Source organism: Blautia hominis (assembly GCA_002270465.1).
GTDB classification, from domain to species: domain Bacteria; phylum Bacillota; class Clostridia; order Lachnospirales; family Lachnospiraceae; genus Blautia; species Blautia hominis.
This window is the reverse complement of record NQOF01000008.1, coordinates 100,064-126,163: the sequence shown is the minus strand read 5'-3', so window position 1 is coordinate 126,163 and position 26,100 is coordinate 100,064. Positions and strand designations below refer to the sequence as shown.

Annotated in this window: 21 protein-coding genes; 2 read left to right on the top strand and 19 right to left on the bottom strand. The window is 47.4% G+C overall.

Annotated features, from left to right (window positions below):
* Positions 1 to 38: 38 nt before the first annotated feature.
* Both CI595_RS22140 and CI595_RS22135 read right to left on the bottom strand, forming a co-directional pair.
* Positions 39 to 1,664, bottom strand: coding sequence for a PucR family transcriptional regulator (locus CI595_RS22140; RefSeq protein ID WP_095175790.1), 1,626 nt, complete (start codon positions 1,662 to 1,664; stop codon positions 39 to 41).
* On the bottom strand, positions 1,661 to 2,563 hold the full coding sequence (locus tag CI595_RS22135; RefSeq protein WP_162291948.1) for an RluA family pseudouridine synthase: 903 nt from the start codon (positions 2,561 to 2,563) through the stop codon (positions 1,661 to 1,663). Before CI595_RS22135 ends, CI595_RS22140 begins: the two co-directional genes overlap by 4 nt.
* 214 nt (positions 2,564 to 2,777) lie before the next feature.
* On the opposite strand from CI595_RS22135, the gene CI595_RS22130 reads away from it, so the two are divergent.
* Entirely contained in the window at positions 2,778 to 4,628 is a 1,851-nt protein-coding gene (locus CI595_RS22130; RefSeq protein ID WP_095175788.1) for an ATP-dependent nuclease, read from the top strand.
* Between the two features lie 52 nt (positions 4,629 to 4,680).
* Here the strand turns inward: CI595_RS22130 and CI595_RS22125 are convergent, their stop codons facing one another.
* From CI595_RS22125 to CI595_RS22095, 7 genes are all read right to left on the bottom strand, one after another.
* Complete coding sequence (locus CI595_RS22125) at positions 4,681 to 6,579, bottom strand: sensor domain-containing diguanylate cyclase (RefSeq protein ID WP_162291947.1); 1,899 nt, start codon at positions 6,577 to 6,579, stop codon at positions 4,681 to 4,683.
* Between the two features lie 82 nt (positions 6,580 to 6,661).
* Positions 6,662 to 7,045, bottom strand: a complete 384-nt coding sequence (locus CI595_RS26280) for a hypothetical protein (protein ID WP_158661661.1) — start codon at positions 7,043 to 7,045, stop codon at positions 6,662 to 6,664.
* A gap of 2 nt (positions 7,046 to 7,047) precedes the next feature.
* Positions 7,048 to 8,004 (bottom strand): tRNA dihydrouridine synthase, encoded by a 957-nt coding sequence (locus CI595_RS22120; RefSeq protein WP_095175786.1) that lies wholly within the window; start codon positions 8,002 to 8,004, stop codon positions 7,048 to 7,050.
* A 57-nt stretch (positions 8,005 to 8,061) separates the two neighbouring features.
* Positions 8,062 to 9,162 (bottom strand): flagellin lysine-N-methylase, encoded by a 1,101-nt coding sequence (gene fliB / locus CI595_RS22115; RefSeq protein WP_095175785.1) that lies wholly within the window; start codon positions 9,160 to 9,162, stop codon positions 8,062 to 8,064.
* Positions 9,163 to 9,179: 17 nt separating this feature from the next.
* Positions 9,180 to 11,267, bottom strand: coding sequence for a glycogen debranching protein GlgX (glgX, locus tag CI595_RS22110; RefSeq protein WP_095175784.1), 2,088 nt, complete (start codon positions 11,265 to 11,267; stop codon positions 9,180 to 9,182).
* A gap of 130 nt (positions 11,268 to 11,397) precedes the next feature.
* A complete protein-coding gene (locus CI595_RS22105; RefSeq protein ID WP_095175783.1) occupies positions 11,398 to 12,072 on the bottom strand; it encodes a YkgJ family cysteine cluster protein in 675 nt (224 codons plus the stop codon).
* 247 nt (positions 12,073 to 12,319) lie between these two features.
* Positions 12,320 to 13,000: an alpha/beta hydrolase-fold protein gene (locus CI595_RS22095; RefSeq protein WP_162291946.1), complete on the bottom strand. Its 681-nt coding sequence runs from the start codon at positions 12,998 to 13,000 to the stop codon at positions 12,320 to 12,322.
* A 203-nt stretch (positions 13,001 to 13,203) separates the two neighbouring features.
* Here CI595_RS22095 and CI595_RS22090 point away from each other — a divergent pair, with 203 nt between their 5' ends.
* Positions 13,204 to 13,734, top strand: a complete 531-nt coding sequence (locus tag CI595_RS22090; RefSeq protein WP_162291945.1) for a hypothetical protein — start codon at positions 13,204 to 13,206, stop codon at positions 13,732 to 13,734.
* Between the two features lie 85 nt (positions 13,735 to 13,819).
* On the opposite strand, the gene CI595_RS22085 is transcribed toward CI595_RS22090, so the two are convergent.
* The 10 genes from CI595_RS22085 to CI595_RS22040 form a co-directional block, all read right to left on the bottom strand.
* The gene (locus CI595_RS22085) at positions 13,820 to 15,163 is read right to left on the bottom strand and encodes a phosphomannomutase/phosphoglucomutase (protein ID WP_095175780.1); all 1,344 of its coding nucleotides are present in this window, start codon (positions 15,161 to 15,163) and stop codon (positions 13,820 to 13,822) included.
* Between the two features lie 114 nt (positions 15,164 to 15,277).
* Positions 15,278 to 16,735, bottom strand: a complete 1,458-nt coding sequence (locus CI595_RS22080; RefSeq protein WP_095175779.1) for an FGGY-family carbohydrate kinase — start codon at positions 16,733 to 16,735, stop codon at positions 15,278 to 15,280.
* A gap of 4 nt (positions 16,736 to 16,739) precedes the next feature.
* Positions 16,740 to 17,795 carry a 2-hydroxyacid dehydrogenase gene (locus CI595_RS22075; RefSeq protein ID WP_095175778.1) on the bottom strand — a complete coding sequence of 352 codons (1,056 nt, stop codon included), beginning with the start codon at positions 17,793 to 17,795 and terminating at the stop codon, positions 16,740 to 16,742.
* Complete coding sequence (locus tag CI595_RS22070) at positions 17,773 to 19,383, bottom strand: xylulokinase (protein WP_095175777.1); 1,611 nt, start codon at positions 19,381 to 19,383, stop codon at positions 17,773 to 17,775. Before CI595_RS22070 ends, CI595_RS22075 begins: the two co-directional genes overlap by 23 nt.
* Before the next feature lie 21 nt (positions 19,384 to 19,404).
* Entirely contained in the window at positions 19,405 to 20,556 is a 1,152-nt protein-coding gene (locus tag CI595_RS22065) for a uroporphyrinogen decarboxylase family protein (RefSeq protein WP_158661658.1), read from the bottom strand.
* 14 nt (positions 20,557 to 20,570) lie between these two features.
* Complete coding sequence (locus tag CI595_RS22060; protein WP_095175775.1) at positions 20,571 to 21,698, bottom strand: ABC transporter ATP-binding protein; 1,128 nt, start codon at positions 21,696 to 21,698, stop codon at positions 20,571 to 20,573.
* Positions 21,691 to 22,833, bottom strand: coding sequence for an ABC transporter ATP-binding protein (locus tag CI595_RS22055; protein WP_095175774.1), 1,143 nt, complete (start codon positions 22,831 to 22,833; stop codon positions 21,691 to 21,693). The genes CI595_RS22060 and CI595_RS22055 overlap by 8 nt, the downstream gene beginning before the upstream one ends.
* 9 nt (positions 22,834 to 22,842) lie before the next feature.
* Positions 22,843 to 23,676: a carbohydrate ABC transporter permease gene (locus CI595_RS22050; RefSeq protein WP_095175773.1), complete on the bottom strand. Its 834-nt coding sequence runs from the start codon at positions 23,674 to 23,676 to the stop codon at positions 22,843 to 22,845.
* A gap of 16 nt (positions 23,677 to 23,692) precedes the next feature.
* The gene (locus CI595_RS22045; RefSeq protein ID WP_095175772.1) at positions 23,693 to 24,580 is read right to left on the bottom strand and encodes a carbohydrate ABC transporter permease; all 888 of its coding nucleotides are present in this window, start codon (positions 24,578 to 24,580) and stop codon (positions 23,693 to 23,695) included.
* A gap of 75 nt (positions 24,581 to 24,655) precedes the next feature.
* On the bottom strand, positions 24,656 to 26,080 hold the full coding sequence (locus CI595_RS22040; protein WP_095175771.1) for an ABC transporter substrate-binding protein: 1,425 nt from the start codon (positions 26,078 to 26,080) through the stop codon (positions 24,656 to 24,658).
* Between the last annotated feature and the right edge of the window lie 20 nt (positions 26,081 to 26,100).

The window sequence follows — 26,100 nt, the reverse complement described above, 5'->3', positions numbered from 1 at the left end:
TATAAACGCATTTTGTGCCGCTGTAATTATGGAATGGGTTAAACTTTCCCACCCTCCTTTGTCCTTTTGGACAAAGCCGAATCTCTTAGCAGGCGCAGAACAGCAGCCGCTTCATAGAGACGCCCGGCTTCCGGCATTTTCTGGATCCTGCAGCAAAAAAACGCATGGAGTTTTCCCACCCGGTATTTGACCGTATTTTTATGCAGGTATAAAAGCTCTGCCGTGCGTGCAATATTGCTGTCAGCATCCAGAAGAAAGGTTTCCAGTGTTCTGTAAAGCTCTGCATCCTGTTCCTCCAGCCCTTTGAGACAGGCTGTCTTCTCTAGGATCGCCTTCTCCCCCTGATCCAGAGTCTGCCTGCAGGCACCTGCAAACTCCAGCTCACTTCCTGTCAGGATATGGCGGCAGGGATATATGCATCCGGCATCCTCCGCATATTCTGTACACAGGAGATAGGCGCTGCGCACCTGCGCTGTATCCTGAAGGCCGGGACAGCTCACAAGACGTATCTCTTTGTCTGCCTCCTCATAAAAAGTTTCCAGGATCTGTTCCGGTTCTGTTGTGGTGCACTCCTGTCCGGTAAAAACAACGCCTATTCCCTGATGGGTACCGGATATACAGATTTCAAAATACTGCCCCAGAAATGTGCTGGCATCCCTAACCTCTCTTTCCAGATCTCTGTCCTTTTTCCCGCTCCCTTTCTCCGGCATGAGAAGAAACATATGGTGAATGGATTTCACATCAACGCGGAAAATCTCCGCAAGCCTGCGCATTTTCACAGGTTCATCATTTAAGATGGCTTTTAGCAGCTCCTCAATCCCCACATTGCCATACCCTCTGCTCCAAACTCCGATGAACAGTCTCACCGCCTCGGCAGCCTGCAGACAGAGCTGGGCATGTAGTTTTTGGTCCTCACGGACAAGAAACAGAGACAGTCCGGCATTGTCGGCATCCCTCACCGGAGCGCAGAACACCCAGCGCCCGGAAGGAAGCCTCTCCATCTCCTTTGACAGCCCCGGCGCCTCCCCATGATAAAACTGCTCCAGTTCCGCCAGAGAGGAAACACCTGCCTGGGGCCATACCGCCACATTCACAGGGCGGAATCGCCCGTCAACCAGGAAGAGGGAACAGCGCAGCCGGTCGCGCAGCATCCTGACCACGGATTCCACGGTCCTCTGGCTTTCAGGTAGATAACCAAACCGTTCCAGCATCTCTCCCACCAGGTAGGTATCGCGCTTCTGCTCGCTGATAATGGCATGCATAACCTCTGTGATCACTTCACTGTAGCGCAGGTCCATGCGGTTTTTCGGCATACAGATAAGGACAAACCCCAGCTCGTCTGCAAGCGCTGTGACCTCAGGGGCAATTTCCTTCAAAAAGATTCCCACATAATATAGAATCAACCCCACTTCCCCGCCTTCGTAAAGTCTCCGTATCGTGGCAAGCTGCAATGGTACATCCTCCCTCGCATTGATAAATCCTGTAATAGCAATCTCTCCGCCATAAAAATCACCGGGGAACAACGCATCATTCATCATCTCGGGATTGGCGTATTCCAGGACCGATATGGAGGTGACCACTTTTTTCAGCCCCGATCTTCCCGCCGCCACACCGGCGCCCAAAAGAGAAGGCAGCTTCAGCAGATCCTCGACCGTAACACTCATCTTGTCTCCCTCCTCCCTGCTCCAAGGCACTTCTGCATATCCTCCGGAAGTTCTGCCCGCACCTGTATCTCTTTTCCTGTAAACGGCTGGATAAGAGATACGCAGGAAGCGTGCAGGGCAGCCCTCTCTATGTGTTCTGAATGGCCTCCGTACAGACTGTCACCCAAAAGGGGATGGCCCATCCATGCCATGTGCACCCGGATCTGATGTGTCCGCCCTGTGGCAAGTGAGAGGCTGACCAGGGCATAGTCCTGCATTTTCTCCCGGACCTGATATTGGGTAAAAGCCGCCTTTCCATGGGAGGTCACACACATCCGCATGAGTTCCCCCTCCCTTTTACCTATCTTTTCTGTGATGATCCCCTCCTCTTTTTCAGGAATGCCCTCCACAAGGGCCAGATATTCTTTTTTAAACTTTCCCTCTTGTTTCTGCCTGGCCAGCCTTCCCGCTGCTGTCCCGTTCTTCGCAAATACCACAATGCCTGAGGTGTCCTTGTCCAGCCGCCCCACGCTTCTGATCTTCACATGGACTCCTGCCTCCTGAAAGTAAAAAGCCAGCATATTGGACAGGGAATCCGTGTAATGCCCGTGGGAAGGATGCACTACAAGACCTGCCGGTTTATTCACCAAAAGCAGGTCCTCATCCTCATACAAAATATCCAGTTCGCCCTTCCTCGGTACAAGATGCAGGGAGGCTGTCCGTTCCTCCTCCAGTTTTACCTCCACCCTGTCTCCGGCGCCCAGCCTGTGGGTGACCCTGACCCTGGCACCGTTCACGCAGATTCCGCCGTCTCTGAATTTAGCCTGCTTTACCTGCCGCCTGGTAAGTCCCATATCATGAAGCAGAAAGTCCGATAGTATCCCATCCCTTTCCGCTCTTTTTTTCCATATCTTTTCCATATTTTTCATCCCTGTATCATTTTTACCGCCTATTACGGCTGTCTTCTTTTCATTCTAGCAGAGTGCCCGGACCGCGTAAAGACAAATACCCGCAGTTTTCCCCCCAATTCTGAAGTAACTGTTCAAAACCACTTTCAGAACGTTCCTTACCGTGATAGAATGAAAATATATCAATACAGGACCTGAAAGCCGTCCTGACAAAAGGGGATTTTTTATGCACATTAACAGCCTTCATATCAAAAATTTCAAATACATACGGGATATGGAAATCCGGGACATTGAAAATGCCCTGATCCTGGTGGGGAAAAACAATACTGGAAAAACCTCTGTTCTGGACGCCATACGGGCAGTGAACGGTTCTTACCAAGTCCGGGAAAGGGATTTCAACGAGAAAAAACAAAGAGTGGAGATCTCCATGTCTCTGTCCATCTCCAGGGAAGACCTGCAGATGCTCCACCATCATGGGCGTGTGAGTATTTACCGCAGGTATACTGCCTGGTACGAGGATTTCTGCAGAAAGCTCCCCTCCTACCAGAACGGAAATCTGACTTTCACTTACACCACCAATGTACTTGGGCAGGAGCGTTTGAGTGACGGTCATGAAAAGCATAACAAATATATCCGGCAGGTACTTCCCCAGATTTATTACATCGGAACTGACAGGCGCCTGGAAGCGCTCCAAAAGGATTTACTGGCCTTTGAGGAGGATGAGCAGTTAAAAAGGATGCGTCTGGATGTGTGTCTGTTCGAGAGCGGCAAACACTGCAGCCGTTGTTTCCAGTGCATCGGCCTGATCAACCAGAAACGCCCGGAGGATCTGACTGCCTTTGAGACCGCAAAGCTTTTGGAATATAAGCTCTGCCAGATGAACCTGACGGATTTTGCCAGGCGGGTGAACACCTGCTTTCACCGGAACGGGGGCTTCGACGAGATCCGCTATACCATGCGCTGCAACATTGACGAAATGTGTTCCGTCACGGCTGAGGCCTACAACACGAAACGCAGCACTGCCACTTTGGTGGAGCATATGGGGGAAGGTATGCGCAGCATTTACATGCTCTCCCTGCTGGAAGCCTACACCCAGGACAGCAACCGGATCCCCAGTGTGATCCTGGTCAAAGACCCTGAGACCTTCCTCCATCCCGAGCTGCAGAAAAAGGCCGGGGAAATCCTGTACCGCCTGTCCAAAAAGAATCAGATCCTGTTCTCCACCCATTCTCCGGATATGATCTTTAACTTCAGCAGCCACCAGATACGGCAGGTGGTTCTGGATGAACAATACTACACCATACTGCGGGAACGGACAGATATGAACCGGATCTTAGATGATCTGGGCTTCAACGCCAGTGATCTTATGAACGTGAGCTTTGTCTTCATTGTGGAAGGCAAGCAGGATAAGAGCCGTCTTCCCCTGCTTCTTCGGAAATACTATTCAGAGATCACTGCTTCGGACGGCAGCCTTTCCAGAATTGCCATCATCACCACCAACAGCTGCACCAATATCAAGACCTATGCCAATCTGAAATATATGAACCAAATTTACCTCCGCGACCAGTTTTTGATGATCCGGGACGGGGACGGTAAAGACAGGGCCGAATTGGCCTCCCAGCTCTGCCGTTATTATGAGGCCAGAAGTTCAGAGGACGTGGACCGTCTTCCCAGAGTCATGCCGAAAAATGTGCTGATCCTAAAATACTATTCTTTTGAAAACTATTTTCTCAATCCCGTCGTCATGGTTCAGATTGGGGTCCTTAAAAAAGAAGAGGATTTTTACAGGATCCTTTTGGAAAAGTGGAAAGCCTATCTCTATAAGATCAAGAGCGGGCGTCACCTCACGGAGATACTTGGATTTGAAATTCAGACAGAGGAAGATCTTAAAAACCACATGGAAGAATTTAAAATACACATGCGGGGCCACAATCTGTTCGACATTTTCTATGGACCTTATAAAGCGGAGGAACAGGAATTGCTGAAACGCTATATTGATCTGGCTCCCAGGGAGGATTTCCGGGATATCCTGGATGCTGTGGACCATTTTATTTACTTTGACAGCAGAAAAAAATAGCCCCCGGCAAACACACAGGCGCCACGGATGCATATATCCGCGGCGCCTGTATTCATTCCTCTTCCATTTGGGGAGAATAGACGGCATACCCGCCCTTTCCTCCCCGCTTTGCCTTATAAAGGGCCATATCCGCCTTGCGGTACAGCTCCTGGAAATTCTCACTGCTGTTGGTCAGGGCAGCACCTATGCTGCCGTGTACCGGGTAGTCATCTTTCTCCCCGGTGTAAAGGAGATCCCATTTCTTTACAATGGCATCTAAAATAAGCGTAAGCTGCTGACTGCTCTGCACATTGATAAGAAACACCATAAATTCATCCCCGCCAATCCTGCCCACAATGTCGGAAGACCGGAAGGTCCGGTGCAGGGCCTCCGCAAATCCCACGATTGCCCTGTCCCCCTGGGTATGTCCCAGTGTGTCATTGATCCGTTTTAAGTTATCCATATCCACAATGAGAAGTGCGCAGACACTGTCCTTATATTTTCTGAGCGCATGGGTGACAAGTTCCTCAGTGGCCATTTTATTATAGAGCCCTGTCATGGAATCTGTCTGGGCACGCAGCCTGAGCGCCTCTTTTTCCCTCATACTCTCGTCAATATCCATCATTTTTCCCAGAATGCGGACAACTCTTCCCCTGTCATCCGCAAAGATACTGGTGAGAACGGAAAACCAGATATAAACACCGTCCCGGTTGCAGAAACGGATATTCCGGGTCATGACCCCTTTCCTGCTGCTGGACTGGGGCAGTATCCTGGAAAATGCACTGACATCCTCAGGATACACCCATTTTCCGTCTAAAAAGGACCGGAAGTCCGGTTTTATCCCCAGTATCTTTTCAAAGTTTTCATTGAATTCCAATGTATGTTCCATGTAATTAAGCTCAAATACCAGCACATCCGAGTCCCTTGCCAAAAGCCGGAATCTCTCCTCCGAAACCTCCAGCTTCTCCTTTTCTTCCACAAGCTTTTGGGTCTGCGCCCTCAAAGAACTTCTCTCTGACCGGAAAAGATAAAACATCAGAAGAAAGCAAAACAGAAAATATACGGCAAAAGCAATATTAAGCTTTACGGCATAGCTTCTGACAAAAGCATAGGCGGAATCCACCTCGCTCCGCCTTATGGCGGATAAAAGTGTCCATCCATTATACCCAAACGGTGTCTGCGTCACATAATATTCCTGTGATTCATCCTGTATGAGGGATACCAGTTTCTCGCCATTTTGAATCGCCTGCTGCATATCCTCCACAGAGTGGCCGTCCAGAAAGGATTCTCCCTGTGTTTTCTCAAATATGTTCTCCAGGTTCTTATCCCCTACTACGATCCGTTCCTCCTGTGACGCCACTATGACATCGCCCTGGCCATTGATAAGCACACAGGCATCATTCCGTTTAAAATTATCATGCAGAAACAAGGTTCCGAACTGTTCTGCTGTGTAAGACCCGCAGAGTACACCTATGATCTCTCCCTGGGGATCGTTTATGGGAACCGCCAGAAGGACACAGAGATACCCGTCCTCCACGCTGGAGAGAAATGGCTCTGAGATCGTCTGCTCTCCTTTTACAGCCTCCTGAAACTCTGTCAGGTCTTGAATATTTCTTTGTATCCCATCATTTGTCATCCCATTTCCATTCACATCAGCCATTGTGATGCGGTCAAATTCCTGGGTCCTCCTGATGGCATTGGCTGCGCTCAGAAAAGTTTCCGTATTCTCCATTCCCGCCTGTCCCAGATAGCTTGCAAAGGCATTCAGGGAATTGAACTGGCCGGCAAGCACGGTTCCCACATGCTCTGCCTGCTGCTGTGCATAACTTTCCAGCGTCCCGTGAATCTCTTCACTGATCCGGCGGTTTGTCTTTTGATTATAATTAATGACTGCCGCTGCAAGAAAAACTGTCAATACCACAAACACCCACAGCGTCGACTCTGCCCGTGTATGTTTTCTTTTCTTCGTCATACATGTACCATACTCTTTCCTCCGCTCATATTTCCTTGTATAACTATGCGTATTCCATATTTTTCTTTTGTCTTTTCCTCTGTCAGATGCGGTTCTGCTCCATGTTTTCCATTTTTTCCTTTGTAAGCAGGAATATCTTGACCTCTGCCTCATGATCAGCCAGGTTTTCTTCTGCCATTTTGCTGACAGCAGCCACCCGGCTTTTTCCATCCCTGATCTCCCAACGGGTATCATTAAAGACCAGGTCTTCTCCCTCTGCCGTCCAGCCGGTATCCGGCATAGCCCGGAGTGTCACGGAAAACGGGGTTACGCCCCGCTCCATACTGCGCCTGTGTATGGCTGCCTTTTCCAATGTATCCTCCTCAAAAGGATACTCCGCAAACAGCACCGCCAAATCCGCCATGCTGACAAACCCTCTGAAATAATACTCGTTTTCCTGTACCGCTTCCTGCAATCTCAGTTTCATGGTCATCCCTCACTTCCGCCGGGCATCTGCATGGTTCTGTCACGAAGCAGGGCATCAACCGCTGCTCTGTATTCCCTCAAATGCTGGGCTTTTTTTATTTTCTTTGCGTATTTTTCACTGTCCGGAAACAAATGTATCATGTAAAACCAGAGTTCTTTCATTTTGAACAGTACATTTCTGTCCCCTGACATGACTTTCTCATACTCTGAACAGAGTAAATCATGAAATCCTTTAAACCGCTCTTGATCCGGCAGTGTCCCCCCGGTAATATGTCCCACAAGATCCGGGTCTGTCAGGACCCCTCTGCCCAGCATCACAGCCTCCACCTGGGGAAACCCGGCAGTAAAAGCCTCATAGTCCTTCCGGGTAAAAAGGTCTCCGTTGTAACAGATCTTATTCCTGCTCAGGGACAAGGCATCTGCAAAAACATCCAGATTCGGTTTGTTTTTATAATAATCCGTCTGCAGTCTCGGATGGATGATCAGTTCTTCCATAGGATATTTGTTGTAAATCTCTATCAGTTCGTAAAACTCCTCCGCATCCTCCATACCGATCCTGGTCTTTACGGAAATTTTCATATCCAGCCTGTCAAAAATCTCATCGAGAAATTTTTTAAGGAGCTGCTGTTCCGCCAAAAATCCCGCGCCCCTCATTTTCGTCACAACCGTCCGGGACGGGCATCCCAGATTCAGGTTGACCTCTTTATACCCCATTTTCTGAAGTTCAAGCGCTGTTTTCACAAAATCTTCCGCATTATTGGTGAGGATCTGGGGTATCGTATCCATTCCCCGGTTATGGGCGGGAAGCACATCATTTAACTCCCTGGAATTAAAACAGCGGTTCTGATTTGGCATGATAAACGGTGTAAAATATCTGTCTATATTATCATAACAGGCATACAGGGCATTTCGGTAAATGTACCCTGTGATCCCCTCCATTGGTGCAAGGTAAAATTTCATAATTTGTTTTGTCTCCCTCTTGGTCTTACTTCATCATAAAGTAAACCCAGGGGAGATTCAAGTTTTATTTTTCTCCAGCCATCTCTCCAGCACTTCCAGATTCAAATCCGAATGCTCCACTTCCCTGGCATAACGATAAGCAATCTCCGTCACATCCTGAAATTCCAGCTTTTTCCCCTTTTTCAGCCATCTCAGCATGACAAACTCCTGTATCCATTCCGTGGAAAATACAGCCAGCGCCATTTTGGAATAGACCGCATCATCATATACGGCTCCGCAGAAATAAGTGTATACAAAGAAGACCATCAACTGTTCTCCCATGCGCTCCCACTCCCCGCGTCTGCTGCTCTCATATCCATAGGCACAGTCAAATTCCCTGCACAGCTCCAAATACTTATCCTCGTCTGTTCCGTAGAAGCTTTCCCAGGCGTCCGCCAGCAGTTCCCCCCACTCTGCCCTGAGCTGTTCCAGTTTTCCAAACACGGAAAATCCTTGTTTTCTTCGGGTATACCTGCCCGTCTGATCTGTTTTTGTACCGGGAAAATGACGGTACTTCTCAATCACCGCATCCATCTCAAAAAACTCTTCCCGGTCAATACAAGCCTGAAGTTCCTCCGCAAGAAAAAGTACGGTCCTCATCCTGACCCGCAAATCTTTTTCCCTGTCTGTAAGAATCCCAAACGCCACATCTCTGGCATCTTCCAGTTTAGTAAAAAGAAGGAAATCAAAGTCTTCAAAGTCATCCTCCTCCTCTGTCTCCCAGGAGATGAACTCCACCTTCTCCCTGCACCCCAGAATGATCCCGGCTGCCTCCGGGCAGGATAATGTCAGAGAAAGCTCTCTCAAATCCTCAAACTCCTCCACATGCCTGGGGTACATCCGGCAGGTGCTGCACAGCCTCTCCGGCCCAAGTTCTGTGTACAGGTCACAGAGGTCCTCCTCATTTAAAAAGGCACATCTTCCGTCATACTGGCAGAAAGTACCCTCCATCCAGTCAATGGAGTTTCGCAGCCTGCTGCCAAAATCCCCCTTTACATTCCCATATCTGTCTAAGGACTCCTCATCAATGACGATCTGCCATCCCGCGCAGCAGGTAGCCGGACAACTGCCTGCCAAACAGACAAACGCATCATAGTAGTGGGGTTTTATATATTTCATCTTGTGTCTCCTTCTCTTTACAAGGTACAAAACTCACATCCGGTCAGCACCAGTACACTCCTGGAGCCTGCAAGCACACTGCCGCCATCCACACGGACCGGCTGTTTTTTCCATTCTGCGCCTGCCTCCCCTGTATTCACGGATACATGCCAGAACAGTGGCTTTGGAAGCTCAGGCAGACTGACTGAAACCGGCTCCCAATAAGCATTGATCAGGAGATAGACAATATCATCCTTCCCCTTTTTCTCATCATAACCTGCGAACATAACAGCCGTAACCCTGGATTCCTTTCCAAAGCCCTCCACCCACGGATGTTCCCCGTGGAAACTGATCTCCGGAAGGCCGAACCGGTTACTGCCCAAATTACCGCTGATGCTCTTATGCTCTTTTCTAAAACGGATCATAAACCGGAAAAATTCATATACATCCCTGTGTGTTTCCAGCCTGCTCCAGTCTATCCAGGATATCTCATTGTCCTGGCAGTAGGCATTATTGTTTCCATACTGGGTATTACAGAATTCATCCCCTGCATAAAACATGGGGGTACCCCTGCTGCACATGAGTACCGCGCAGGCATTTTTTATCAAGCGCATTCTCAGAGCAATGACCTGTGGGTCCTCCGTCTCCCCCTCTGCGCCGCAGTTCCAGCTTCTGTTGTCATCTGAACCGTCCCGGTTCTCCCATCCGTTTGCCTCATTGTGCTTCCAGTTATAGGCGTACAGGTCATAAAGGGTAAAACCGTCATGACAGGTCAGAAAGTTGACGGAGGCATTTTTGCCGCGTATCTGAGGCTTATAAATATCCGTGGAGCCTGCTATACGCATGGCTGCCGCCTGGGCTGCCCACAGACCTCCCTTTAGATACTCCCTCAGGTCATCCCTGTACTTTCCGTTCCACTCTGACCAGCGGCAGAAGGCAGGGAACTGTCCCACCTGATACAATCCTCCGGCATCCCACGCCTCCGCAATAAGCCTTGTGCTGCTCAAAAGGGAATCATAAGCCAGCGCCTCCACAAGAGGCGGTTTTTCCATGGGAGAACCATCCTCATTCCTGCCCAGAATAGATGCCAGATCAAACCGGAAACCATCAATATGGTATTCCGCCACCCAGTACCTGAGACATTCCTGGATCATTCTTCTCACAACAGGATGGTTGCAGTTCAGGGTGTTGCCACATCCGCTGAAATTGTAATAGTGGCCGTCCGGGGTCAGAAGATAGTAAATGTTATTGTCAAACCCTTTAAATGAAATAAATGGACCGTTCTCATTTCCCTCTGCGGTATGGTTAAACACCACATCTAAAATGACTTCTATTCCGTTTTCATGCAACGCATGCACCAGCTCCTTCAGCTCCAGCCCTTCCCTGTTATATTCTTTCGTGGCTGCGTAACTGGTATTCGGCGCAAAGAATGCCACTGTATTATACCCCCAGTAATTGATAACCTGCTTGTCATCCACCATTCTCCGCTCCCGCAGTTCGTCGAACTCAAAAATGGGCATAAGCTCCACCGCATTGACGCCCAGATCTTTCAGATAGGGGATTTTCTCTTTGATCCCTGCAAAAGTTCCGGGATGTTCCACATCTTCTGCCATTTTTGTAAAACCCCGGACATGCATTTCATAGATGATCAGTTCATCCATAGGCACATGGGGACGTCTTTCCCTGCCCCAGAAAAAATCATTTCTCACCACTCTGGCGCGATACCCCTTTTCATTGACCTTTTTGCCCCATACACTCTGACCGGTCACCGCCTTCGCATAGGGATCAAGAAGAATATGGTTTTCATCAAACAACAGACCTTTTTCCCTGTCCCAGACTCCCCCCAGCCGGTAAGCATACTCGAACTCCCCGATATCCAGGCCAAATACCATCATGGAGTAAACATCCCCGATTTTAAAGTGTTCCGGAAATCTGAGGACCGCATAAGGCTCCTCCTGGGTCCTGTGAAACAGAAGCAGCTCACAGAATTCAGCCCCTTTGGAATGCACTGTAAAATTAACGGCTGTCTGGAAGACCGTGGCACCATAGTTGCCATACAGGCCCGGACAGACCTGAAATCCTTCCACCTCATCTGTAGGTATCCACTTTTGCAGTTCATCATTCATATTGCCATCCCTCCCCGGATATTCTTACGACATCAGTCAGCGCGGTTTCTCCTGTCTTAAACCATTCCTTGTCTTAGACCATTCCTGCACGGAAAGGAAAAAGCCCGGCAGCAGCCAGGCTCCGGAAGTCTCATGCATTCTGCCGCAGCACTGACAACAATTTTCTCATCTGCTCCAGACGCTCCTCAAACTGTGCATAAAAATCCGCTCCGCTTTCATACGGTTTTGTATAAAAAAGATTCAGGACATACATATTCAACTCTTTTGTAAGCTGCTCATCCTGGTTTTCTTCCAGAAGATTCTGGATATCTTTCAGCAGAAAATGCCATGCTGCGGCAAACTCCTCATATTTTTTCAAGTCCGGCATATCCAGCCATTTGCCCACCTTGATCTTGGTCTTATTTTTCTTTGGACATTCCTGACTCTGCAGGTAATAGGAAAACCCGCCCTCCTCATAATACCTTCCCAGAGGAAAAAGGCGGCAAAGCCCCGGGCGGAACCCATGGACAACGCATCTCCCCTCCTCATTCAAAAAGGTACAGCGCTCTTTTGTTCCCTGCATCCTCAGATTGGGCAGAATACTTCCCTCTGTTATATGCAGCTCCATATGGCTGTTCATCAGTTCCTCAAAGGTAAGGCCCAGGTTCGTTTCCAGCCTGTATACATCAAGCGGGTCCAGCTTAATGGAATCCCCCATACCCTGACAGCATGCGGAACAGCCCTGACAGCCTCCGCAGTCAGCTTTTACCAGATCTCCTGCCTTATATAATTTTTTTAAGTCCTCCGCAAGAACTTCTCTCTCCATGTGTAAAACCTCTCTGTCTTATGTATTTCTGTATTAGGGCCTTCCATTGCCAGGCGCTCTCATGGGACTAGTACAGCATTGCGTAAATACCAGTGAAGTCAGTGCCTGATATCTGCGTCAGGTGTGCGTCTGCAAAGCGACGGCGTAGTGGGCGCTACGACTAGCTTTGCAGGCGTGCTCCTGGCGTAGATAGCGGGTGCTGAATTCACTGGTATTTGCGCAATGCTGTACTAGTATGGCGCTTTACCTAGTATGGGGCTTTATCAGCTGTCAATAGCCGGGAGACCCCTCTTGCTACACGCCCCTCCGGGTCATCAAAATGCCCACCCGGGTTGCTCTCAAGGATGACCGGACATGATCTTTCCCAGTGAGCAGCCAGAAGTTCTGTATTCTTTTTCACAGAAGCCATACGCGCATTACGCACCTTATGCTCCCGGCTGCCAAGAGATACATAGATGACCGGCTTTTCCGCTTTCATGGTGTGGCTCAATGCGTGATCCGCCCAGCCGTCAAACCAGAGGGATCCGGAAATGCTTCCGATTCTTCCAAACTTTTTCGAATGATACATGGCATATACGGCAAATAATCCGGCCATGGAATACCCCACGATGCCTCTGTCTTTTACTTCAAAAGAAAGGGCATGTTCTGTTTCCGGAAGAATCACATGTTCAAAATACTGCAGATACTCCCCCGCACCGCCTGAAAAATCCGTGTCCTTCCCATAGATCTTATCCGCCTTCCAGGGAGAAAAATCCCGGTTCCAGTCTCTTCCTGATACACAGGCAAAAACGCAGGGTTCTGTGATCCGGCTCCATATTTTTTCTCCTTCCTCCCGGGAAAAAATATGACACCAGATCACAGGAACCGGTTCTTTTGTCTCCTCTCCCCAAAGGAAGATTTCGTACCCTTCTTCTCTCCAGCTCTTCATGACAGCCATCATACCTTTCTGTGTAACGATCATTTTAATTATAAAGGAAGGGATGCAAAACCGCAATCCTTTTATTCTTGCCAGCATATGTCTGTCAAAGGCCACTTGAAGACCGCGAAAAATGTAGTATAATGATGAGTGTCCGGATAATTTCCCAACTGCCGGACCAAAGAACAGAAAACTGCATGGGAGGTTCCTTGAAAATGGATCTGATATTCCGAAAAAATACAAAAAATGCCGTGGAACGTGTCCTTCATGTTCCGCATAATTATACGGGTGGTATTCTGGAGATGACATTTGTGGTGGATTATGCGCTTCCAAAAGAAACTGCCGTATCTGTGACAAAAGAGACAGCCGCTTTACTCCGCTCCCACAGCCAGGTCTTCCAGAATGTCCGGCTGAACCTGCTGCACTGGAAGACAGACAGCGTACTCACAAACCAACCAATCCCCCTCTCTATGCTGCAGCTCGGCAGAGGACTGGAAGGTTATGAAACCCTGCCCGAAAAAAAATCTTTAGATGCCCTGACTGATACCCTGAAACGGTTTCATGCCAGATCCAAACTGGTTATCTGCCTGCTGGGTAAGGACGCCGTTATGTTGGATGAGAAAAGGATCCGGGAAAATCTGCAGCCCTTTCTGGGACGGAAAAGTATCTTTTTATGTATGCCTGAAAATGAGGTGGATGGGCGCCCTGAAATTGTGATGGGGGCTGGGGTTCTTGCGAAAATGTGAGGATGCCAAAACGGAGACTGGAGTAGCGGTGAGTATCTCCACTGACTCCAGTCTCCATTTTCTTTTGTTCCCTCTGCTTCCTGGCCTATTCTGGCAGGGCCTCTTTTATTTCCGGTACTGCCTTCTCCACGACCTCTTTTATCCTCCCCAACGCCTCTTTGTCTGACGCCTCTATCCGAAATGTCATGGCCTGTTCTGTCACAGATTTTCTGAGCAGGAACCAGCCATCCCTAAACTCGATACGCACACCGTCCATTCTGCTCATGGGATAAAACTTTCCCATCTCTGCCGCCTTTTCCAGCCATCTCTCCTGATCCTCATAGGGACAGAAAACTCTCAAATCGGCCGTAATGACTGAATCCGGAAATTCTTCTGCCATCTGTGCCAGACTCCTCCCATCCGATTCTATAATTTCGCACATTTTCAGAGTTGCGTAGAGCCCGTCATCTCTTCCGATTTCATGAAAGAAAAAATGTCCGCTGATCTCCCCCGCCGCCAGAGACTCAGCTTCTAAAAAGCGTTGTTTAATAAAACCATATCCGCTCCGCTCCACAATAGGTGTTCCGCCGTAGGCCAGTATTGTGTTTTTCACCAGGGAAGCACTTTTCTGATCATACACGAAAGAACCTGTCTCTGCCTTCAGATAATGCCGGATAAAAATAGCAAAACTTTTCTCACTGGTCAGATAACGTCCCCGGTTGTCAATAAAAACCACTCGGTCTCCATCTCCATCATAGGCTGCTCCTAAGTCTGCGCCTGTTTCCAAAACTTTTTTACAAACGTCTGCAAGGCATTCATATTCTGCGGGATTTGGATTCCTGTTCGGAAAATTCCCATCACTTCCGCAGTAAAGCGGAATTACTTCATAGCCCATTTTTTCCATGATGTCCGGCACTATTTTGCTGGCAGCACCATCACAGCAGTCAAGGACTATCTTTAGTCTGCCTTTTCTGCAGTGTTTTTCTATAAAGACCGCATACTCCCCATCTATGCGTCTTGTTCCATAGGACCCGATTCCTGTGCAGAAGTTTTTCAGATGCACCAGCTCTTCCACCTTTTTAATCTCTTCCGCTGTCACCGGGGCGTTTCCGAACATCATTTTAAACCCATTATACCTGGCCGGGTTATGGGACGCTGTGACCATGATCCCTCCCTGGGGCGCTGCCGCATGAAAAAACTCTGCGTCTAAAGCAAAGTAAAACATGGGTGTTGTCACGCATCCTATATCCAACACATGTATCCCTGTTTCCATCAGTCCCTGAATAAGATATTTTTTCAAAACAGGGGTGGAAAGGCGGACATCCCCGCCCACCACCAAGGTTTTTCCTCTGTGCAGAGTTCCCACTGCTTTTCCGATGAGATACGCATCCTCCTTGTCAAATTCTTCTCCGTAGATCCCCCGTATATCACAGTCTTTATAAATACTCATGTGACACTCCTTTGCCGTTCATTCCTGTTTCAGCTGGTAACTATTCTGTATATAAATGGTTGGATCATTGCCTGGCTGAATACGTTCTTCGGCCAGCGCAGTAAAGGCGCAGCACTACCGAACAGTTACACGATACCTTTCTTTATATGCCTGAAACGCCCTTTGATAAAGCTGATCATATGCTGCAGTAAGCCTATGCACCGGCTCTATGATCTTTCTGTAAGATACCATGTGTCCGGCCGCCTCTGTCAGGCTGCCATAACAGGAAGCAGATGCCGCCAAGATCGCACATCCAATGGCGGCCCCTGTATGCTCCGGCACTTTCAGCACCCTGTCCAGCACACTTGCCCGAATCTGCAGCCACTCCGATGAACTGCAGGCACCCCCTGTTGTGTAAATCTCATTCCCCACAGCAGCACCGCAGTGCTGCATATGTTCTAATGCAAACCGCTCTGCATAAGCTACTCCCTCCATCAACGCGGCATAGTGGATTTGAGGGTCCGAGATATCTCCCAGAACAAATGCTTTTGCTTCCGGGTCCAGAAAAGGAAAACGTTCCCCCCGGCCATGGAGCGGATAACTGATGACCTTGGTGGGTATCACATCCATCACTCCACGGTTCCACATCTCAAACTGTTCTTTGTCAAAAGAATCGTTCAGGCACCTTCCTCCTATATTGGAAGCGCCCCCGAACATCCAGTCACCGGAAGGCAGTTTATGAGAATAGCTGCTTCCCCCTGCATCACAGAGCAACTTTTCTGTTACCCCTTTCAGAACCATGGTTGTACCTATGACAGATGCCCAGTCACCTCTTCTGACTGCCCCTGTTGAAATGGCAGATACATAACCATCTGTTGCCCCTGCAGCAACCACTGTATCTTTCGACAATCCGAATTCCTCTGCAGCTCTTTTAGTAATAGTTCCTATACCCTGTCCCGGCGGGATCACAGACGGGAAGATCGTCCGGTCAAGCCCCAGTACATCCAGCAGTTTTGGCCACTCCTCTTCCTTCAGATCAAACCCGCTTTTCAGCGCATTGGAATAGTCTGTCACCCCATATTCGCCTGTGAGCATTCCCACTATGTAATCTGATTGATGCACCATATGTCTTGCTTTTTCATACACATATGGTTCCTCCTCTTTTATCCAAAGAACTTTCGGCAGGGCAAAGGAAGCGTTAAAGAGATATCCCATCTTTTTTTCCAGCTCACCAGCATACCTGTGTATCTTCTCCGCCTGGGCTGCTGCGCGCATATCGTTATAAAGGAGTGCATCCCTGAGAGGACGTTTCTCTTTGTCTAAAAGTACAATTGTACCGGATGTCCCGTCTATAGTGATGGCCCGGATCTGTGAAGGTTTTCTGCCTGTCTGCAGGAGGCTATCCATACACTCTGTTATAACCTGTTTAACCGCGTTCCACCACATGATCGGCGCCTGCTCATATTGTCCTTCCTTACAGCTTGTGTTCAGACTTCCAAAATTACACGTCCCCTGTGCAAATACCTTCCCCCGTTCATCACACACAATCCCTCTGGTCCCCTGGGTTCCCAGGTCAATTCCCAAAAAAAGCATTCCATCACCTTGACCCTTTCAGCACTTCCGGGTTCATGAGAAACCTGGGTGTCTCTCCAGCAAAATACCGCTCTGCCTGCGTCAGGACCATGGCCGGACTATCTGCAAAAGCTTCCACCGTATCCCCGCTTTTATGACAGCTGAATGTCAGATTATCCAGATTGAGAAGCGGACTGTCCTTTGGCACTGGCTCCACCTCATAGTTATCAATGGCCGCCCCGGTGATCCACTGTTCTTTAAGCGCCTCATAAAGAGCATCCATATCAACCAGAGGGGAGCGGGCTGTATTAATAAAGACCGCTGTTTTCTTCATTATCCGGAACTGTTCCCGGCCCATCATACCCTTAGATGTCTCAGACACCCTTGCATGCATGGAGACAATATCGCTACATCTTAACAGTTCCTCCAGGCCGACTGCCTCCCCTCCTGCTTCCCGTATCTCATGCTCCTTCACATAGGGATCATAGACCAGCAGTTTTACCTTGAACGCGGCTAAAAGCTCTGCGACGGCCCGCCCAATCGTTCCAAATCCGATCAGTCCCACTGTCCTGCCTTTCATTTCATGGATTCTGCCAAAGTTTGGAAAGTGTTCCAGCCATTGGTGGTTTACCCGCATGGATGCATGACAGCGGCCGATATTTCTTGTCTCTGCAATCATCAGACCTATTGTCATCTCAGCTACGGCATTGGCATTGTGTGCCGGATTGGCGAGCACAGGAACCTCCGCCCTTGTGGCGGCTCCCAAATCAATATTTTCAATTCCTCCCCTGTTTGTCAGCAGCAGTTTCAGATGTCCTGCCTTTTCAAACACCTCCGAAGGAATAGGACACTGATGCGTCTGAATCACATCTGCATCCACTATCTCTCTCATGATATCGTCCGGCACAGGAACACAGCGCGAACCTGCAGTCTCCATATTTTTTATGTAAATCCGCATCTCCTCATGGGATTTCGGCCCAAAATAAAAATATCTTTTCTCATCATAACGCTGAAAGTTCTCCGTAGCCCTTTCCATCATTTCCGGTGGAAGGAGCAGGTCACCGATGCACACAATCTTCATACGTTTCCTCCTCCAATTGATATGTCCCTCTGCTTTTCTGTCTCAGCATATGCGAGTCAAAGCAGGGAAGCAGACATTTCTGCAGTTCACAATACGTTTTATAATTTATTTCATACTGCCTTTGATTTTCAGGATCGGGCAAGTATGTCCGGCCAATGGTCTTCATCTTTCCTGCCCCTTCTTTCAGGTTGGAAAATATACCGGCCGCGCAGCCTGCAACCACCACATCCCCTATAGCTGCACCCTCTGTATTTTCCTGTATGGTCACCGGAATGCCCAGGATATCACTGAGCATCTGCATCCAGGCACTGCTTTTACACGGGCCTCCTGTGGCAACTATTCCCTCGACGGCATCCGGCTTCATCTCCTGGGCATCCAACACAATATCCACATTCTGCCTGACTGCATAACAAGTTCCTTCCATTACCGCTCTGAGCATCTCTTTTTTCGTTGATGTCCCTGACAATCCAAAGAATACACCCCTGGCGTTGGGATTATAGATAGGAGACAGTTCCCCTGCAAGATACGGAAGAAATACAATTCCGTTTGCTCCGATAGGCGCCTCCGTCACATAGTCACTCATAACAGTAAACACATCCTTATGCAAAGTCACTGCACACAGGGTTTCCATATCACAGACCGCCTCCTTCATCCACTTGAAGGCTCCACCTGTGTTGGACATGACCCCAATATTCATCATATAATCTTTATCCGCATACCCAATGGTGATCAGCCGGTCATCCGTCTTATACGTCTCCTTCTCCGTGCATTCCCGGAGCATGACCACACTGCTTCCTGTCCCGCAGGAATAGGCCATTTGATTTGTATTGAAAATACCCGCACTCAACGCAGCCATAGCAGTATCTGAAGCACCTGCCGCCACCAGGATATGTTTAGGCAGGCCCAGCTCCTGAGCTGCTTCTTCCGTTATACACCCTATTACCTCATTGCAGTCGCAGACCTCCGGAAAACAATCCAAATCTATCTGTAGTTTTTCAGCCAATCCGCTGTCCCACTTTTTTTCAAAGATATTATAGAAATGATAGTTTGTGGCCATGGAACGATCAATGGTAAAACGTGAGGTAAGTCTGTATGTAATGTAATTGCTGCAGTCCAGAAACATGACTGCCCTGTCATAAATATCCTTCTTATGCTTTTTCAGCCAGAAAAGTTTCGAGATAATATGGTATGGTCTGATGAAGGCAGGATTCACCAAAGCGATCTCCTCCCCATAATCTCTTCGCAGTTCCAGGCTCTCGGACACGGCCCTACCGTCTGCCCATATCATACCGTTCATCAGAGGTTCTCCGTCCTCTCCTATGGGTGTAAGTGTCGGCGTGTGGCTGCTGACACACAGGGCCGATACCTGGTCCTTTTGAAAAGTGTTCTCTGCCAAAAGTTTGCCTATACACCAAACAAATGCATTCCACCATTGTTTCGGTATATGCTCCGCCTGATTCTTATAAGGGGTCACCACTGGATAACTTTTATAGGCGGACATCACTACTTTTTCCTGTTTCACACTATATGCCACAGCCTTCACTCCATTGGTGCCAAAATCAAACCCCATCAGAATTTTATCATCCATATATATCACCTCTTTTGTCACTTATGTAAGCGGATATCTTCCAAACTCATGGATAGCTTCATACATGGCGATCACATTTTCCATAGGTACACCGCCCTGTATATTATGAGAAGGAGCACACAGATAACCTCCGCCCTGCCCCAGATCATGAATCCTCTTTTTCACTTCTCTTCTTACATCCTCCTCGTTTCCAAGAGCCAGTACATTTACGCTGTCTATGCCGCCATGAAAACAAAGACGGCTGCCGAACTCGTGCCCGATAAGCGCTGTGTCCATCCCCGCCGCGGACGGCTGGATTGGATTTAGAATGTCTGCACCGGCTTCTATAAAATGCGATATAAAAGGATAGACGCCGCCGCAGGTATGGATGGAAAGTTTTCCCTGAGGATTGTATTTTCTAAACTCTTTTTTTACATGGTTCCATTCTATCTGGTGACGTGGTTTTACTACCTGTTCGTAATATATTGGATTGATCAACGGGCCATTCTGTGTTCCCACATCTTCCCCGTTCAGTCTGACATAGGTAAGGTATTCCCCTATGGTTTCCATCACCATGGTTTCCACTTTCATCTGGATTTCCCTGGTCTTATCCATGATAGCTTCCACAATCTCCGGTTCTGTATATAGATATGCCAGATAATCTTCAAATCCCAAAAGAAACTGTCCCATTTCAAACAGATGTCCTCCTACCTGACAGGTAAGCGCAAAATCCGTCTCTTTATACAAGCTTCTCACCAACGGCACCGCTAAATCCGGGTCATAGAGCTCCTCCGGTTTCGGCCAGTGATAAGCGTAAACATCCGCTACATCTTCGATTCCGGCCAAAGGTGCATCTCCATTGATATACATAAAGTCTGTATCTGTATCCCAGATCTTTTTTCTGAGTACCCCCCACTGGTCCCGGAATTCATCCTGTTCGATAGAAAAATCCTTTGGTACAAAGGCATTTGCAGAAAAATGCATGATATCAATATCCAGTTTTTCCAACACTTCCACGGATGCAAAAGCATGATTGCAGTCATCCCACCAATATGGTTCAAAAGGCACATGCAGATATTCACACAGTTCCATATACGCCGGGGGCGCAATTGTCATATCACAGGGAACCCGGTCCGGCTCCCGGTGGTTCAGTGCAGTCTCAACACGTTCTCTTCTGGAATATACTTTACCCATATTCATCCTCCTTTTTATTCTCTTATCCGCTCTCCTGTCTCTCTGTCAAAAAGATACAGCAAGTCCTCCTTCATTTTTACATATATCTTATTTCCCTTCTGGAAAACCAGCATATCTTCTATGACTATTGTCAGAAAATCCTCCAGGATACGGATGCTGACAATTCTCTCATCACCCAGGTTTTCAAATACATCTACAGTAAATTCTGCGTCAAAGTCAATCTCATCTGCAATGGTAATACTGGTAGGACGGATCCCCATAGTATACTGCTGGCCCTCATCTAAAACGGAATTGAATTTAGCAGGGGCTTTTATCTTCGTCCCGTCCTGCAGGACAAAACAGAAGCCGCCGTTCAGTTTTTTTACCACCACAGGCAATAGATTCATAGGCGGTTCACCGATAAAATCCGCCACAAAAACATTGACCGGGTCATTGTAAATCTCATCCGGTGTACCATACTGCTGCAGAACTCCCAATTTCATGATCGCGATGTGGTCAGCCAAAGACAGTGCCTCCATCTGGTCATGTGTCACAAGAATAGTGGTACATTTCATCTCCTTATGCAGTCTTTTGATTTCACCTCTTAATATCTGCCGCATCTTTCCGTCCAAATGAGACAAAGGTTCATCCAGCAATAATATCTTCGGATTCCTTACAAGGGCTCTGGCTATATTGACTCTCTGTTTCTGTCCTCCGCTCAGTCCCTCCACTTTCTCATCCAGCAGGTCATCCACCTTCATGATTTTTGCGATTTTTCTTACTCTTTGGTCTATTTCTTTTTTATCCACTTTGTTTGCTTTCAGGCAAAAAGCAATATTATTGTACACGGACAGAGGCGGATATAAAGCATAATCTTCAAACGCCAGGCCGATTTTTCTCTCTTTCGGATGGGTATTGTTGATAACAGTATCCCCGATAGCGATCTCACCTTTTGTAATCTCTTCCAATCCGGCAATCATACGCAAAGTCGTGGATTTTCCACATCCGGAAGGGCCGAGAATACCGAGAAATGTTCCGTCTTCAATCTCCAAATTCAAATTGTTTACCGCGTATTCATTGTTTTGCTGTATACTTTTTTTCTTATTTTTCCCATTGCCCTGTTCATACATTTTATATAGATTCCGCAGCTTTAAATTAGCCATTTTCTCCACCGCCTCTCATGATTTCCTCATTATGGCGTACCAGATATTCTTTTGTCTCACTGTGAAAAAAAATACCTTTATCCATGTTAAAACGAAGATAAACTGTCTCATCAATTTCAAATTTCTCGTCCACATGTACAATAAAACGAATCATGTCATCACCAAGGCTTACCGTAAGCTCTACTTTGTTCCCAAGTGGTTCATGGGTATAAATACTGCCCTTGATAAACCCTTCCTGCGGATTCCTGCTATAGTCAATAGCCCATCCTCTAAAACCGATATCCACCTGCTTCACGTCCGCGCTTTTCAGCTTATCTCTGATGTCTTCCGGTACCGGATAGCTTTCCTGCCCGTAAGGAAGACGAATACTGATTTTTCCTTCCTCCTCCACAACCTGGCCCTTTAGGATATTAATCTCGCAATCCCCGAAAAGTTTTGCCACAAATTCTGACTTAGGCAGATAATACACTTCGTTGCCTGTACCCACCTGACAGATTTTCCCCTGATCTATAACAGCAATTCTATCGCCAAGGCTCATAGCCTCTGTGTAATCATGTGTCACATAAATTGTGGTTGTGTGAAATGCTTCCTGCATAGATTTCAACTCTTTGCGCATAGAATTTCTAAGTTTTGCATCCAGATGGGCCAGCGGTTCATCCATAAGAAATACATTTGGATTTCTAACCAGGGCACGGCCCAGGGCAATCCTCTGCCTCTGTCCATTACTGGCCTGGGCGGGCCTTCGTTCCAAAAGCTCAGAAATATTCATAAGCTTTGCCACTCTTTTGACTTCACGGTCAACAACCGTTTCCGGCTGCCTGTGTTTTTTTGTCCTCATACTGGACGCAATATTTTCGTACACTGTTTTGTGGGGATACAGGGCATAATTTTCAAAAACCATTGCCACATCCCTCTCTCTGGGCTCCACGTAATTCATATTCGTATCATCAAAGCGGATGTTCCCCTCCTCCGGGTCTGCGATCCCCGCTATCAGATTCAAAACAGACGTTTTGCCTGCACCTGCCGGACCGAAAATAACATAGAATTCGTTATCTTGTACATCGATAGATACATCCTCAAGCGCTGTGATTTTTCCATATTTTTTTGTTACGTGTTCCAGCCTGATTCTCGCCATACCACTCACCTATCCTTTCACAGCACCGAAGCTAAGTCCACGGACCAGATGTTTCTGAATACACAGACACAAAATTATCTCAGGAGCAATGGCGATCAGAGAAGCTACAGCCATCTGTCCGTAATGTATGGTATCCGTAGCAATATAAGTCAGTGCGGAAACTGTAATTGTCTGGATGTTAAATCCACACAGCATCAGCCCAAAAGTAAAATTATTCCAGCAGAAAATAAATGTCAGCAGGGCTGCTGCCACAAGCCCCGGCCGGATCAGTGGGATCAACATTTTAAAAAACACCTCAAACCAGCTGTATCCGTCAAGCTCTGCCGCCCTCTCCATTTCTACAGGTATATCTTCAAAATAACCGCGCAGCACCCATATTAACAGCGGAAGGCCTATAAACTGATAAATCCAGATCATTCCGAAATAAGTATCATATAAATGCAGTTTTTGGAATATTGCAAATAGCGGGATTATGATCAAAATCTCGGGGGCAAATTTGAAGGAAAGTATAGTAAATGCCACGGTCTCTTTCCGTTTAAAATTATACCTTGCCAGAGCATATGCTGCCGGAACGCCTACGATCACAGACACCAGTACTGCCCCGGCACAGATAATAAAGTTATCTCCAAACGCCTTTACATAGTTTCCCGTGGTCAGGACATTTCTGAAGTTATCCAGTGTGGGTTTGAAAATAAAAAGTGTCTTAAACATATCCACATCACTTTTGAAAGATATGATAACCATCCATATGAGCGGGAAAACTGAAAAAATTGTGTATATCACAAGAAAAACTGTACTGCCAATCCCCAGCAGCTTAGTAAATTTCGATTTGTTCTGATACATGGCTTATCCTCCCCCTCTACCCGTTATTCGTCGACTTTGCTTTTAGCCAAGCTTTGACTAATTTACTGCTGATAAAGTTTATGATCACCCACAAAACCAATATCTGCGGAACTGCTTTTCCGATGCTGGAGTAGGTGAATGCATCCCGGTAGGCGCTGAGTGACAGATTCATTAAAGTATCACCCGGTCCCCCCTTTGTTGTTGAATAAATAATAGAGAATTCCTGTATTGCGGCACAGAGCCTGAATATGAGTGTGATCAGAATAACGGGCTTTAAAAGTGGCAGCGTGAGGGTCTTAAAAGTAAACCAGGCACTCCCCCCGTCTATCAAAGCTGACTCATAGGGAGACTTTGGCAATCCCTGGAGTCCTGCTAAGATCAACAACAGCACAAAGGGTGTATATACCCAGGTATCAATCAAAATAACAGAAAACAACGCGGTGGAAGAATCAGCTGTCCATGGAAATCCATATACGCCCAGTAGATTCAAAAAACGCTCCACAACTCCAACAGATGAGTTGGTCATCAATTTGAAAAGCAGTGTAGCAATGACCGGGGATACCATAAGTGGAAAAATCAGGACCACCTTCAGTATTCTGGTGAAAATATTGTCTTTCCGATTCAGGGATAATGCAATCACCAGTCCCAGCCCCATCTCCACCACCAGAGCCGCTATGGTATATTTTGCTGTAACCCACAAAGAATGCCAAAAATTCACTCCTTTGAACATTTCCAGCCAGTTTTTTATCCCTACAAAATGCCAGACTGGTTTTTTTAGTGAATAATCCGTTAAAGAATAAAAAACAGCCTGATAAAACGGATATAAAATACCAAGTGTCACCACCAAAGTAGGCAGTATGATCAGCCACGGCCGCAGGCGCAGATTCAAGGGTTTTTTATTCATGACCCAACCTCCTCATTTTCGTAAAAACGGTCAAAAAAAGCCCGCCCAGACACCAAATCAAGGCGGGCCCGGTTTTTACTCCGTAATCTCTATGTGTGATACGATTTCATCCAGCTTCTCTTTCAGTTTATCCATTCCCTCCTGCGTGGATGAATATTTTCCTTCCACCAGTTCCTGCAGTGTCTGACACCAGGTCTGTGACACCTCAAAGAAATATGTTTCCGGGGTGTAGTACATCTTAGTCTCATCTACTGTGGCATCAAAGGTTTCTACAAATCCCTCTGAATTTTTAAGCAGTTCCTGGTATTCTGCCTGGTCATAGCTGGACTGCCTGGGGGTATTCACGATCTTTGCGCTTACAGAAGATTCATTCTGGTATTCTTTACCTGAGAAATACTGTAAAAACAGCCATGCAGCATCCTTATGGGCAGACGCACTGTTCATTGCCAGAGACCAGGTCCAGAGCTGAGATTTTGTATCTGCGGCTGTCTTTCCATCAGGAAGCGGTATTGGAGCGATCACCAGGTTCTTTGCCTCTGCCGCATTTTCAGGGATGGTCTGGGAAAAAGCATTGTTGGTGGCATCCAGCATTATGGCTGCTGTTCCGGCTCCCAGTTCACCGCCGCAGGATGACCAGGTCGCACTGGCCCAGGTTGGGCTTCCCCCTTCCTGAATCAGCTTTACATACCAATCTGTCATCTCCACAGCTTCCAGGCTGTTTACTTTTGAAACCAGTTTATCCCCCTCCACTTCAAAGTCAGTGGCACCCCACATCTTATACAGACTTTGATAGGCAGTGATGATGGTTCCCCAGCCTAACTCCCCACGGAGTGCAACGCCATAAGAATTCTCCCCATTATGTTTCTGCAGTGCTTTGGCAGTCTCTAAAAGCTCAGAAGTTGTTTTTGGAACCTGCAGTCCGTTCTCCTCCAGGATTTTCTTGTTATAGATCATTACATTGGATTCAAAACCCATAGGCAGTCCCAAAAGGGGACCCTCTCCCATTTCATGACCTTCCACGCCGTCCCAGCGTGCAGAGTCCAGAATAGACTGGAAAAAGTCATCCGGATCAAACTCTGGGTTTGTTTTCTTATCATTGTCAATGTAAGGCTGCAGATCTTCCATATAGCCGGCACTTCCGTATTCCCAGATCTGGTAAGGTCCTGTCATAAAAATATCCAGCTTATCTGATTTTGCATTTAAAAGAGTTCCTATCTTGTCAAAATAATTGGATTCCGGTATGGTTGAATGTTCCACCTTTATACCGGTGAGTTTCTCAAAATCCTCCATTTTTTCTATGATCGGTGTTACATACTGATGTTCATTGAACAGTACCGTTATTGTGTCCCCTGAGCACATATCCCAGGAAAACTCCGCATTTTCGCTGCTGCTTTCCCCCTGTGATTCCTCTTTCTTCTCCGAACCGCAGCCGTTTAGTGTAAATATCATACTCACAGACATTATTATCCCTAAAAACTTCCATACCTTTTTGTTTCTCATACGGTTTTATCCTCCTCCCG

Excerpts from the sequence above, each read along its gene's own strand:
- CI595_RS22065 (WP_158661658.1), bottom strand. The coding sequence starts at position 20,556 with ATGGGTAAAGTATATTCCAGAAGAGAACGTGTTGAGACTGCACTGAAC.
- CI595_RS22075 (WP_095175778.1), bottom strand. The coding sequence starts at position 17,795 with ATGAAGATTGTGTGCATCGGTGACCTGCTCCTTCCACCGGAAATGATG.
- CI595_RS22130 (WP_095175788.1), top strand. The coding sequence starts at position 2,778 with ATGCACATTAACAGCCTTCATATCAAAAATTTCAAATACATACGGGAT.
- CI595_RS22090 (WP_162291945.1), top strand. The coding sequence starts at position 13,204 with ATGGATCTGATATTCCGAAAAAATACAAAAAATGCCGTGGAACGTGTC.
- CI595_RS22095 (WP_162291946.1), bottom strand. The coding sequence starts at position 13,000 with ATGAAGAGCTGGAGAGAAGAAGGGTACGAAATCTTCCTTTGGGGAGAG.
- CI595_RS22055 (WP_095175774.1), bottom strand. The coding sequence starts at position 22,833 with ATGGCGAGAATCAGGCTGGAACACGTAACAAAAAAATATGGAAAAATC.
- CI595_RS22050 (WP_095175773.1), bottom strand. The coding sequence starts at position 23,676 with ATGTATCAGAACAAATCGAAATTTACTAAGCTGCTGGGGATTGGCAGT.
- CI595_RS22120 (WP_095175786.1), bottom strand. The coding sequence starts at position 8,004 with ATGAAATTTTACCTTGCACCAATGGAGGGGATCACAGGGTACATTTAC.
- CI595_RS22140 (WP_095175790.1), bottom strand. The coding sequence starts at position 1,664 with ATGAGTGTTACGGTCGAGGATCTGCTGAAGCTGCCTTCTCTTTTGGGC.
- CI595_RS26280 (WP_158661661.1), bottom strand. The coding sequence starts at position 7,045 with ATGAAACTGAGATTGCAGGAAGCGGTACAGGAAAACGAGTATTATTTC.
- CI595_RS22060 (WP_095175775.1), bottom strand. The coding sequence starts at position 21,698 with ATGGCTAATTTAAAGCTGCGGAATCTATATAAAATGTATGAACAGGGC.
- CI595_RS22085 (WP_095175780.1), bottom strand. The coding sequence starts at position 15,163 with ATGAGTATTTATAAAGACTGTGATATACGGGGGATCTACGGAGAAGAA.
- CI595_RS22080 (WP_095175779.1), bottom strand. The coding sequence starts at position 16,735 with ATGCTTTTTTTGGGAATTGACCTGGGAACCCAGGGGACCAGAGGGATT.
- CI595_RS22070 (WP_095175777.1), bottom strand. The coding sequence starts at position 19,383 with ATGGATGATAAAATTCTGATGGGGTTTGATTTTGGCACCAATGGAGTG.
- CI595_RS22125 (WP_162291947.1), bottom strand. The coding sequence starts at position 6,579 with ATGACGAAGAAAAGAAAACATACACGGGCAGAGTCGACGCTGTGGGTG.
- fliB (WP_095175785.1), bottom strand. The coding sequence starts at position 9,162 with ATGAAATATATAAAACCCCACTACTATGATGCGTTTGTCTGTTTGGCA.
- CI595_RS22105 (WP_095175783.1), bottom strand. The coding sequence starts at position 12,072 with ATGGAGAGAGAAGTTCTTGCGGAGGACTTAAAAAAATTATATAAGGCA.
- glgX (WP_095175784.1), bottom strand. The coding sequence starts at position 11,267 with ATGAATGATGAACTGCAAAAGTGGATACCTACAGATGAGGTGGAAGGA.
- CI595_RS22135 (WP_162291948.1), bottom strand. The coding sequence starts at position 2,563 with ATGGAAAAGATATGGAAAAAAAGAGCGGAAAGGGATGGGATACTATCG.
- CI595_RS22045 (WP_095175772.1), bottom strand. The coding sequence starts at position 24,580 with ATGAATAAAAAACCCTTGAATCTGCGCCTGCGGCCGTGGCTGATCATA.
- CI595_RS22040 (WP_095175771.1), bottom strand. The coding sequence starts at position 26,080 with ATGAGAAACAAAAAGGTATGGAAGTTTTTAGGGATAATAATGTCTGTG.